Origin of the sequence: Martelella sp. UBA3392, from assembly GCF_002358775.1 — a bacterium.
GTDB lineage: Bacteria > Pseudomonadota > Alphaproteobacteria > Rhizobiales > Rhizobiaceae > Martelella > Martelella mediterranea.
Map to the genome: position 1 here is coordinate 1 of NZ_DEPM01000291.1, position 2,834 is coordinate 2,834.

Annotated in this window: 3 protein-coding genes; all 3 read right to left on the reverse strand. The window is 63.8% G+C overall.

Going from position 1 to position 2,834, the window contains the following annotated elements; translation table 11 throughout:
• Positions 1-602: ATPase domain-containing protein (locus tag B4E36_RS22775; RefSeq protein ID WP_345900848.1), on the reverse strand; the 602-nt coding region annotated here is incomplete at its 3' end.
• 24 nt (positions 603-626) lie between these two features.
• A complete protein-coding gene (gene alr / locus B4E36_RS22780) occupies positions 627-1,793 on the reverse strand; it encodes an alanine racemase (RefSeq protein WP_292057448.1) in 1,167 nt (388 codons plus the stop codon).
• Positions 1,794-1,855: 62 nt separating this feature from the next.
• Positions 1,856-2,834: replicative DNA helicase (locus B4E36_RS22785; RefSeq protein WP_345900849.1), on the reverse strand; the 979-nt coding region annotated here is incomplete at its 5' end.

Sequence of the window (2,834 nt, forward strand, 5' to 3'; positions counted from 1 at the left end):
ATCATCGCCTGCACGCCGGTGCGCACCTGTGTCACCGTGCCGGGGGCGGCTTCCGCCATGTCGGACCAGAGCGTCTGGATCGAATCGATGATCACGAGGTCGGGACGATCACCGTGGGCAAGCGTTGCCAGAATGTCTTCGACATTGGTTTCGGCGGCCAGCATCACCTTTGTGTCGGCCGCGCCCAGCCGCTTTGCCCGAAGCCTGACCTGCGCGATCGCTTCTTCGCCGGAGACATAGATAATACGCTGGTTCTGGCGCGAGAGAGCGGCCGCCGCCTGCATCAGCAGCGTCGACTTGCCGATGCCGGGATCGCCGCCGACCAGCACCGCCGAGCCGCGCACGAAGCCGCCGCCGGTCACCCGGTCGAGTTCGGCAATCCGGCTCTGGACGCGCGGCGCTTCCTCGCTTTCGCCATCAAGCGGCACGAGGGCGACCGGACGGCCCTTCTTCGGTGAGCGGGCCGGGCCGCCGCCGATGCCGGCGGTCGGATTTTCCTCGACGATGGTGTTCCAAGCGCCACAGGCATCGCAGCGCCCAGACCAGCGCGGCGTGACCGATCCGCAATTCTGGCAGATGAACTGGGTTTTCGGTTTGGCCAAGGTCTCGTCTTTTCGGGAGCGGTTTCAGTCCGGCTGGATATAACGGCGGTTATAGCGCAAGCCAAGGGAGGTCAGCAATTCATACCCGATCGTGCCCGCCGCCGCCGCCGCGTCGTCGAGCGCGATATTGGGGCCGAACAGCTCGACATAATCGCCGGCCCTGACCGCGCTTTCGGGCAGATCGGTAATGTCGAAAATTGTCATATCCATGGTGATGCGGCCGAGGATGGGCACGCGATGACCGGCTATAAAGCCCATACCGCCTGCGGGAACGGCGTCGCGCAGCGGCACGCCGGTGCCCGATTTGGCGCGCAGATAACCATCGGCATAGCCGGCCGAAACGATGGCAAGGCGGCTGTCGCGGGCAAGCTGCTGGGTCGCGCCATAGCTGACATTCTCGCCCTTCTTCGCAAACCGCGTCTGGATGATTCGGGCCTCGGCGGTGGCGGCCGGTTGCAACTTTTTCGATGCGCCCGGCGCCGAATCGCCGCCGTATAGCGCGATGCCCGGCCGGGTCAGCTCGAAATGATAGTCGGCGCCGAGCAGGATGCCGGCGGAGGCGGAAAGGCTGGCCTCGACCCCTTCGAAGGCGTTTGCGACATCGCGGAAGCGCGCCAGTTGCTCGCGGTTCATCGGCGCTGCCGCATCATCGCCGCAGGCGAGGTGGGAGAGCACCAGAACCGGCGAAAAACTTGCCGGCCTGGCGTCATCGGCGGCCAGCCGCAGCGCCTCGTCATGGGAAAGGCCGAGCCGGTTGAAGCCGGTGTCGACCTGCAGCGCGCAAGGATAGTCGCCATAATCGGCGATCGCGGCGAAGAAGAAGGCGAGCTGTTCCTCGCTCGCCAGCACCGGCACGAGGCCGTTTTCGAAAAACATCGCCTCGGTGCCCGGCCACATGCCGGAGAGCACGAAGATGCGGGCGTCTGGCGCGAACCGGCGCAGGGTCGCGCCCTCTTCGGGAACAGCGACGAAGAAATCCGCCGCGCCCGCCTCATAAAGCGCCTCGCCGACATCCTCGATGCCGAGCCCGTAGCCATCCGCCTTGACGACTGCGCCGGTGCGGGCCGTGCCCGAGAGCGCGCGCATGGTCCGCCAGTTGCTGACGATTGCCGAAAGGTCGACCGTCAGCCGGGCAGGGGCGGCATCGAAACCGATTTCGGTCTCCATGAATTCATTCGAATATTCAGTCATGAAACTGCCGTTCGTTGCGTTGTTACGGCATGTATAGCGCGTTTATCGCGTCTGACACAGAATTATTCGTCAAAACTTGAATAGGATGGATCCGCCAGATCGGCAAAGCGGGTATAGGCCGCCTGGAAGGCGAGGTTGGCCGTGCCGGTCGGTCCGTGACGCTGCTTGGCGATGATCACGTCGGCGGTGCCTTTCACCTTGTCGTATTTCATCTTCCACTCGTCATAGGCCGGATCGTCCGGATCGCGTGGCTCAAGGTTCTGGACGTAATATTCCTCGCGGAACACGAATAGCACCACATCGGCGTCCTGCTCGATCGAGCCCGATTCGCGAAGGTCGGAGAGTTGCGGGCGCTTGTCCTCGCGATTTTCCACCTGACGGGAGAGCTGGGACAACGCAATGATCGGCGCGTTCAGCTCCTTGGCGAGCGCCTTCAGGCCGGTGGTGATTTCGGTCACCTCCTGCACGCGGTTTTCGCCGGATTTCTTGGAGCCGGTCATGAGCTGCACATAGTCGACCACCAGCACATCGAGACCGCGCTGGCGCTTCAGCCGTCTTGCGCGCGCGGAAAGCTGGGCGATCGAGATGCCGCCGGTCTGGTCGATATAGAGCGGCACTTTCTGCATCGTCTGCGAGCAGGCCACCAGCTTGTCGAAATCGGCCTCGGTGATATCGCCGCGGCGGATCTTCGAGGAGGACACCTCTGTCTGCTCGGAAATGATACGGGTGGCGAGCTGCTCGCCGGACATTTCCAGCGAGTAGAAGGCGACGACGCCGCCCTGCTTGGCCTCGATGGTTCCGTCCGGCATCACTTCCGGCTCATAGGACGAGGCGATGTTCCAGGCGATGTTGGTGGCAAGCGAGGTCTTGCCCATGCCGGGGCGGCCGGCAAGGATGATCAGGTCGGAGCGCTGCAGCCCTCCCATCTTGGCGTCCAGCGTGTGAATGCCTGTCGAGATGCCGGAGAGATGGCCGTCGCTCTCGAACGCCTTGCCGGCCATGTCGATCGCGATCGACACGGCGTTCTCGAAGGTCTGGAAC

Coding starts and splice junctions, on each gene's coding strand:
- alr (WP_292057448.1), bottom strand. CDS start 1,793: ATGACTGAATATTCGAATGAATTCATGGAGACCGAAATCGGTTTCGAT.